At 35.2% G+C, this 7,638-nt stretch carries 8 protein-coding genes; all 8 read left to right on the top strand.

Going from position 1 to position 7,638, the window contains the following annotated elements:
* Complete coding sequence (locus J7J33_00625) at positions 1 to 192, top strand: DUF2905 family protein (protein MCD6167799.1); 192 nt, start codon at positions 1 to 3, stop codon at positions 190 to 192.
* Complete coding sequence (locus J7J33_00620) at positions 189 to 797, top strand: TIGR01906 family membrane protein (protein MCD6167798.1); 609 nt, start codon at positions 189 to 191, stop codon at positions 795 to 797. The genes J7J33_00625 and J7J33_00620 overlap by 4 nt, the downstream gene beginning before the upstream one ends.
* A complete protein-coding gene (gene xerC / locus J7J33_00615; protein ID MCD6167797.1) occupies positions 794 to 1,669 on the top strand; it encodes a tyrosine recombinase XerC in 876 nt (291 codons plus the stop codon). Before J7J33_00620 ends, xerC begins: the two co-directional genes overlap by 4 nt.
* A complete protein-coding gene (locus J7J33_00610; GenBank protein ID MCD6167796.1) occupies positions 1,635 to 2,342 on the top strand; it encodes a lipoate--protein ligase family protein in 708 nt (235 codons plus the stop codon). The genes xerC and J7J33_00610 overlap by 35 nt, the downstream gene beginning before the upstream one ends.
* A 16-nt stretch (positions 2,343 to 2,358) precedes the next feature.
* Positions 2,359 to 4,206 carry a sigma 54-interacting transcriptional regulator gene (locus J7J33_00605; protein ID MCD6167795.1) on the top strand — a complete coding sequence of 616 codons (1,848 nt, stop codon included), beginning with the start codon at positions 2,359 to 2,361 and terminating at the stop codon, positions 4,204 to 4,206.
* Between the two features lie 200 nt (positions 4,207 to 4,406).
* Positions 4,407 to 5,387, top strand: a complete 981-nt coding sequence (locus J7J33_00600; protein MCD6167794.1) for a thiamine pyrophosphate-dependent dehydrogenase E1 component subunit alpha — start codon at positions 4,407 to 4,409, stop codon at positions 5,385 to 5,387.
* Positions 5,388 to 5,399: 12 nt separating this feature from the next.
* On the top strand, positions 5,400 to 6,371 hold the full coding sequence (locus J7J33_00595; GenBank protein ID MCD6167793.1) for an alpha-ketoacid dehydrogenase subunit beta: 972 nt from the start codon (positions 5,400 to 5,402) through the stop codon (positions 6,369 to 6,371).
* A gap of 3 nt (positions 6,372 to 6,374) precedes the next feature.
* Positions 6,375 to 7,457, top strand: coding sequence for a 2-oxo acid dehydrogenase subunit E2 (locus J7J33_00590; protein ID MCD6167792.1), 1,083 nt, complete (start codon positions 6,375 to 6,377; stop codon positions 7,455 to 7,457).
* Positions 7,458 to 7,638: the final 181 nt, after the last annotated feature.

Below are 7,638 nucleotides of genomic sequence, written 5' to 3'. Positions count from 1 at the left end.
ATAATCTTGATTGGGATAATCTTAATAATTACAGGAATAATAATGTACTTTGGAAGAAGGATAGGGCTTGGTTCCCTCCCTGGAGATATAGTAATAAGAAGGAAAAATCTGGTCATCTATATACCCATTGTATCCTCCATAATAATATCAATCATACTTACAATAATACTGAATCTTCTATTTAGAAGATGAAGAATCTTCTCCTCTCATTCTTATTAACCATTTTTCTAATACTTCTCTTTGTAATGGTGTTTGGATTCTCAAAAAATTTCTATTTGAGGGAGTTCTCTCTTTATCATCCCGAAAATACACTAAAAATAAATCCCAAATTTGTTAGATACGCTGGACAAGTTATTCCAGAGTATCTCATGGGAAAGAGAGACAATATTCAAATACCAGGGTTTAAAAATTTCTTCAATGAGCGGGAAATAAAACATATGGACGATGTTAAAAGGATTTTTAAATGGGTGAAGATAATTTCTTTTCTCTCTCTCATTATTTTTTTGATATTTTTGAAAGCTGAGAGTTTGCCCTCAATCCTTATGTATTCTTTAAATTCAACGATTATCATTATACTTATCTTTTTAATAGTTCCATTTGATTCACTTTTTACTAAATTTCATGAAGTGCTTTTTAACAATGAACTCTGGCTTTTAAATCCAGAAACTGATAGACTAATTGTGTTGCTTCCTGAAAGGTTTTTTATAGATGCAACAAGGGGAATAATTCTTTCAACCATGTTTACATTGGGATCTCTACTTGCTATCTTTAAGTTAATAGAGAGGAAGAAGAAATGAAGAAACTGCTTGCAAATTTTCTCTTTTACCTTAAAAACTTTAAAAACTCTTCCAACCACACCATAAGAGCTTACAGAAGAGATATACTTGATTTTATTGATTTTTTAAAGAGAAATGGACTTGATTTTAACACAGTTAGTAGAGACAATTTGAGAAAATTCCTCTTTGAGTTAAAAGAAAAAAATCTCTCAAGAAAAAGTATTGCAAGAAAGATATCTGGAATAAGAAGTTTCTTTAAGTTTCTTACAAAGGAAAGTTATGTAAAAAGGAATCCTTTTCTTATGGTGGAGCTTCCAAAAGTGGAAAAGAAACTCCCTACATTTCTCACAGAGGAAGAGATGGTGAAACTAATCAATGCCCCAGATTCAAAAACTTTGTTGGGATTAAGGGATAAATTAATTATCCTCTTTCTTTACTCTACAGGCGTGAGAGTTTCTGAACTTATCTCAATAAAGGTCTCTCATCTTGATTTAAAAAAGGGGGAAGTAAAAGTCTTTGGTAAAGGGAAAAAAGAAAGGATTGTATTTTTACCTGATCAGCTAATACTTCTCCTCAAAGAATACTTAAAAAGAAGGAGAAAGGCAAATGGTTATCTATTCTTAAATAGAAATGGTAAACCATTGACAGATAGAGGTATAAGACTTGTAATAAAGAAGTATTCTAAAAAGGTTGTTCCAAATAAGAATGTAACCCCCCATACCTTGAGGCACACCTTTGCAACTCACCTTTTAACAGGAGGAGCAGACTTAAGGAGTGTTCAGGAATTGCTTGGGCACTCAAAACTTTCCACCACACAGATATACACTCATCTTACCAGGGAGAATTTAAAGAGGATATATGAAAACTTCCATCCCCACTCAAAGAAAAAATAAACTGATTTTAATAAATTCAAACTCCCTTGATATTTACAAAAACTTTGAAAAGGAAAGGGAAATTCTTAAGATGTGTGATGATGATACATTTGTGCTACGCTTTTGGAGAAACAATCCGTGTGTTGTTATAGGAAAATTCCAGAAAGAGGAGTACGAAGTAAATATTGACTATATTAAAAGCAAAAACATACCGATTATAAGAAGATTTACAGGTGGTGGAACAGTCTATCACGATGAGGGAACTTTGAACATAAGCTTTTGCAAAAACAAAAATCTTTACATATTTTCAAAATATTTTTATGAAGAGGGAAGGGGAATTACAGAGATAATTTTAGAGAGCATAAAGAGTTTTGGTATAAATGCATACATCGGCGTAAGAAACTCAATATTTGTAGAAGAGAAAAAGGTGTTAGGTTCTGCAATGGCTATTAAAGGAAACGCATTCCTTTATCATGCATCTATCCTTGTGAACACCGATATTGAAACATTGAGAAGTGTTATAAAATGGAAAGAGATCTATCCAAAAAATACAAGAAGTGTTGTTAAGAGTGTGAGAAGCGAAGTCATAAATTTGACAGACTTAAAGCCTTTATCAATGGATGAACTGAAGAGAAAAATACTTGAAAATTTTATTCGCTATCTTAAAATTAATTATGTTAAGGAAATAGATTAGGAGGGATTGAGCAATCATGATTAAAAAGAGAGAGATAATGAATTCCTGGAGAGAAATGGAGACAAGAGGTGTAACGAGGCTAAAAATTTCAAGAATCTCTCCAGAGAAATTAAGTGAAAGAAGGGCTAAAAACAGGATATGGCTCTCCTCTATCATCTCTTTAATGGAGAATTTTCTCTCAAAATTAAATAGAAAAAATCTGTATATCTCTTTTGTTGACTCTGATGGTGTTGTTCTTGAGGTACTACCCCGTAATAGTGATGAAAAATTTTTAAGGGAAGGTGTTGTTGTAAAAGAGGATTTCTTTGGAACAACCGCCATAAACCTCTCAATTGATCATGATGCAGCTGTGGAAGTGGTTGGAGAAGAGCACTATCTGGATGAATTAAAAGAATGGGCATGCGCCGCAGCTCCAGTTCACAATCTAAGAGGAAGTATATATGGTGTAATCTCCCTTTCATCAAAGATAAGTGATTACCCAGATTATGCGTTGGCTGTAGTTTCCTCCCTTGCAGAGGCGGTAGAAAAGGAGCTTATGTGGAGAGAAACTACAGAAAATTTAAAGCTTTCAAAGAAGTACCTTGACATTATAAGTGAAGGAATAAAAGATGGGGTTTTGTGTCTTGATGAGAACGCAAAAATTCTCTATATGAATGAAAAAGCTGCTGATATTTTGCGTATAGACTCCGCTAAAGCAATAGGTAAGTTTGTAGGTGATGTGGTCGATTTTACACCTGTGATTCTCTCGGTCTATAAAACTCATAAAGGTTATGTAGATAGAGAGTTTATCATAAATAGCCCATCTATGGGAACCCTTCATTTTATAAAAACAGCAGTTGTAGTAAGGGATGAAAAGGGGAAATTTGTGGGTGTGGTTGACTTCTTTAGAGAAATAAGCAGGGTCAGAAAATTTGTAACATCCTACATAGGTGCAAAGGCAAAATTTAAATTCTCAGACATTGTGGGTAACAGTAAAAAACTAAGAGAAGCTATAAGGATAGCGAAAATCGCATCAAAATCTAACTCCAATGTACTTATCCTTGGAGAAACTGGAACAGGTAAAGAAATGTTTGCGCAGGCAATTCATTATGAAGGAATGAGAAAAAGGGGTCCATTTGTTGTTATAAACTGCGGTGCAATTCCAAGAGATCTTGCAGAGAGTGAATTTTTTGGATATGAACCTGGAAGTTTTACAGGAGCAGATAAAAATGGAAGGCCTGGAAAATTTGAGCTTGCAGATGGAGGGACTGTCTTTCTTGACGAAATAGGGGAAATGCCTGTAGGTTTACAGTCTAAACTCTTAAGAGTGCTTCAGGATAGAAGTGTAACAAGAATTGGAGGAGTTAGAGCAATAGATGTAGATGTAAGGGTGATAGCTGCCTCAAACAGAGATTTATCTTCTGAGGTAGAGAAAGGAAACTTTAGGAAAGATCTATACCATAGACTAAATGTCATCCAGATAAAGATACCTCCACTGAGGGAAAGGAGAGAGGACATACCTCTCCTTGTTAAACATTTTGTAGAAAAACTCTCTAAGAAACTTCAAAAGAGAAAAATTAAAATAGATGATTCGTTTCTAAAACCACTCTTAAAGTATGATTTTCCTGGCAATGTAAGAGAGTTGGAGAATATAATTGAGAGAGCATTGAATATATGTGAAGGAGATGTTCTTGATGAAAGATATCTACCTGAAGAAGTGCTTTCATCAAAAATAGATGTGCAATCAATAGAAGAGGTAAAGAGATCTGCACTCTTAAAGGCATTAAAGGAAACAAACTGGAATATCTCTAAAACAGCAAAGATACTGGGAGTTTCAAGACCAACTGTGTACAGACTCATCTCTAAATGGAATATAGAGATTTAATTGTAAAGGATATTTACACTAAAGAAATCCCGTTTTTAGCGTATTTTCTTATATCATGTCAAATTATTTTACAAATATATGTGAGAGAGAAAAATCACTCCTACCCACATTATACCTTTCAAATGCAGTCATAATCAAATATTTATCCATATTGGCATAAAATTTGCATATCATAGGCAGAAAGAAAAGAGGAGGTTTTCATGGAATATTCAAAGGACTTCCTGTTAAATTTGTACAGAACTATGGTTCGAATAAGGACTTTTGAGTTGAGGGCAGAGAAATTATTTTTAGAGGGTAAACTTCCAGGGTTCATCCATCTATACATTGGAGAAGAAGCTATCGCTACAGGTGTAATGGCAAATTTAAGAAAAGATGACTACATTACAAGTACCCATAGAGGACACGGACATATGATTGCCAAGGGTGGAGACACAAAAAGGATGATGGCTGAACTCTACGGTAAGGTTACAGGTTACTGTAAAGGAAAAGGTGGTTCCATGCATATAGCGAGCTTTGATATAGGTGTTTTGGGTGCCAATGGAGTTGTTGGTGGTGGATTACCAATAGCTGTAGGTGCAGGATTGGGAATAAAAATCAAAAAAAGTGATCAGGTCGTTGTTGCATTCTTTGGAGATGGAGCTTCAAATACAGGTGCATTTCATGAAAGTCTAAACTTTGCATCTATCTATAAGCTTCCTGTTGTATTTGTCAATGAAAATAATAGATTTGCCTCCACAGCAAGAGTAGAAGAAACAACATCTGTTGAGAATATATCTGATAGAGCTGTTGGTTACGGAATACCAGGTGTTACTGTTGATGGAAATGATGTTATAGCTGTGTATGAAGCTGCTAAAGAGGCTATAAGGAGAGCAAGGGAAGGTGGAGGTCCTTCTCTAATTGAAGCAAAAACCTATAGGTTGAAAGGGCACTTTGTTGGAGATCCTGAATTGTATAGAAAGAAGGAAGAAATAGAAAAATTCTTATCCAAAGAACCCATAGGAAGATTTGAAAAGAAACTCTTTGAAATGAAGATTCTAAATAAAAACCTAAGAGACTCCATATGGAGTGAATCTGAAAGAGAGATAGATGAAGCAGTAAAGTTTGCTGAAGAAAGTCCTATGCCAAAACCAGAGGATGCTCTAACAGACCTATTTGTTGATGATACTGGTTATGATTATTAATGGAGGTAAGGAATGAGAGAGATAACTTTCTCAGAAGCATTGGGTGAAGCAATCCTTGAGGAAATGGAAAGGGATCCTACCATATTCACATATGGGGAGGACATTGCAAAACAGGGAGGTATATTTGGTGCCTATAAATCACTCTTGGGAAAATTTCCCGGCAGAATATTTGATACACCAATATCTGAAGAAGTAATTTACGGTTCAGCGTTGGGTGCTGCCCTTGTAGGGATGCGTCCTGTAGTTGAATTTCACTTTGCAGACTTCCTCTTTACAGGAATACAATCAATAACTCTACAGATTGAGAAGATAAGATACATGACAGGGGGACAGGGAAAACTTCACCTTGTTTTAAGAGGTCCTGATGGTGTAGCTCAATCAGCAGCAGCTCAGCATTCAGAATCAATAGAGACAATATTCATGCATGTGCCAGGGATAAAAATTATAATTCCCTCCACACCCTATGATATGAAAGGTTTGATGAAAACTGCATTAAGAAGTGATGACCCCGTTATATGTTTTGAGCACAAGAGACTTTACAAAATAAAAGGTCCAGTTCCAGAGGAAGAATATTTAATTCCATTTGGAGTTGCTGATATTAAAAGAGAGGGAAAGGATGTAACAGTTGTTGCTATGTCAAGAATGGTGCATGAGTCATTAAAAGCAGCAGATGAGTTGGAAAAAGAAGGGATAAGTGTTGAAGTAATTGATTTAAGAACATTGGTTCCCTGGGATAAGGAGAGAGTTATTGAGTCTGTAAAGAAGACAAACCACCTTGTGGTTGCTCACGAAACCTGGAAGAGAGCTGGATGGGGAGCAGAAATTGCCAGTGTAGTTCAGGAGGAAGCATTTGACTATTTAGATGCACCTATTTTAAGAATTGGTGAGAGAAATGTTCCTATGCCATTTAGTCCACCACTTGAAGAGTTTGTAACACCAGATTATAAAGATGTGATTAATGCCGTTAAAAGGGTCTTGGAGTAAAAAATGTATGAAGTAAGAATGCCAAAATTTGGTTTAACAATGGAAACGGGGTTTATAGAGAAGTGGTTTAAAAAGGAGGGTGAAAAGGTTCAGAAAGGAGAACCACTGCTTGAAGTTTCGTCAGAGAAGATAACAAATGAGGTAGCTTCACCTGTAAGTGGGATTGTAAAAAAGATAATAGGAGAAGAAGGAAAAGAGTATAAAGTTGGAGAAGTTATAGCCTTAATTGAAGAGGAAGGAGAAAAAGAGGAGAAGAAAGAGATAGCACCTCCTTCGAGGAAGGGAGAGGAACGGATAAAGATATCCCCTCTTGCAAGGAGAATAGCTAAGGAGATGAATATTGATCTATCAAAGGTTAAAGGAAGTGGTCCTGGAGGAAGAATAGTTAAAAGGGATCTCTTACCGTTCCTCTCCACCTCCACCTCCTCGGGGGAAGTAAAAATAGAGAAACTCTCAGGCTTAAGGAAAGTCATCTCTGAGAGACTTTCAAAATCCTTTCATACAGTAGTAACAGTAACAAACATTTTGGAGGTTGATTTTACCGAATTTATAAAAAAAGTAGATGAAAAGAATGTTAGTATCACATCTGGATTAATATTTGTTGTTTCAAATGTTTTGAAGAAATTTAAAAAATTCAATGCCCACTTTGATGGTGATAGTTTGAAGATTTACACCCATGTAAATATTGGAGTTGCTGTTGATACGGAGAAAGGTCTTATTGTTCCAGTCATAAAAAATACTCACTCCCTATCGCTTCAGGAAATAAACAATAAACTTAAAGAGATTGCATCTAAAGCGAGAAGTGAATCTTTAAAACCAGAAGAAATAAGGGATTCTACATTCACAATAACCAATCTTGGAATGATGGCAACAGATATATTTACTCCTGTTATAAATCCACCAGAAGTTGCGATTTTAGGAGTTGGTAGAATCAAAAAGGGAATTAGAATCTTTGATAACAATACACTCTCCATAAGAGATATAGGTTTCCTCTCTCTTTCCTATGATCATAGGGTTATTGACGGTGCTGATGCAGCAAGATTTTTAAAGGAATTAGAAAACTTGATTGAAAACCCAAGTTTTTAAATTGGGAAAGGAGGTGAGAAAAAAATCATATTTTTAAAAATCAAAACTATTGGAAAGGAGGTTAAATTATGAAAAAGTTTGTAAGTCTTATTTTACCTGTTAAAGCTGGCCTTTATGTTCCGTAATTCTTAAACTTTCTTGAATGCACTTGTGCTTATGCCAGAAAGTATCTGAGCTATTC

The sequence above is a fragment of the Caldisericia bacterium genome (assembly GCA_021158845.1).
In the GTDB taxonomy this organism is placed as follows: Bacteria; Caldisericota; Caldisericia; order B22-G15; family B22-G15; genus B22-G15.
The sequence above is the reverse complement of the archived record's forward strand: the minus strand, read 5'-3'. Positions and strand labels throughout refer to the sequence as shown.

Coding starts and splice junctions, on each gene's coding strand:
- J7J33_00620 (MCD6167798.1), top strand. CDS start 189: ATGAAGAATCTTCTCCTCTCATTCTTATTAACCATTTTTCTAATACTT.
- xerC (MCD6167797.1), top strand. CDS start 794: ATGAAGAAACTGCTTGCAAATTTTCTCTTTTACCTTAAAAACTTTAAA.
- J7J33_00610 (MCD6167796.1), top strand. CDS start 1,635: ATGAAAACTTCCATCCCCACTCAAAGAAAAAATAAACTGATTTTAATA.
- J7J33_00605 (MCD6167795.1), top strand. CDS start 2,359: ATGATTAAAAAGAGAGAGATAATGAATTCCTGGAGAGAAATGGAGACA.
- J7J33_00600 (MCD6167794.1), top strand. CDS start 4,407: ATGGAATATTCAAAGGACTTCCTGTTAAATTTGTACAGAACTATGGTT.
- J7J33_00595 (MCD6167793.1), top strand. CDS start 5,400: ATGAGAGAGATAACTTTCTCAGAAGCATTGGGTGAAGCAATCCTTGAG.
- J7J33_00590 (MCD6167792.1), top strand. CDS start 6,375: ATGTATGAAGTAAGAATGCCAAAATTTGGTTTAACAATGGAAACGGGG.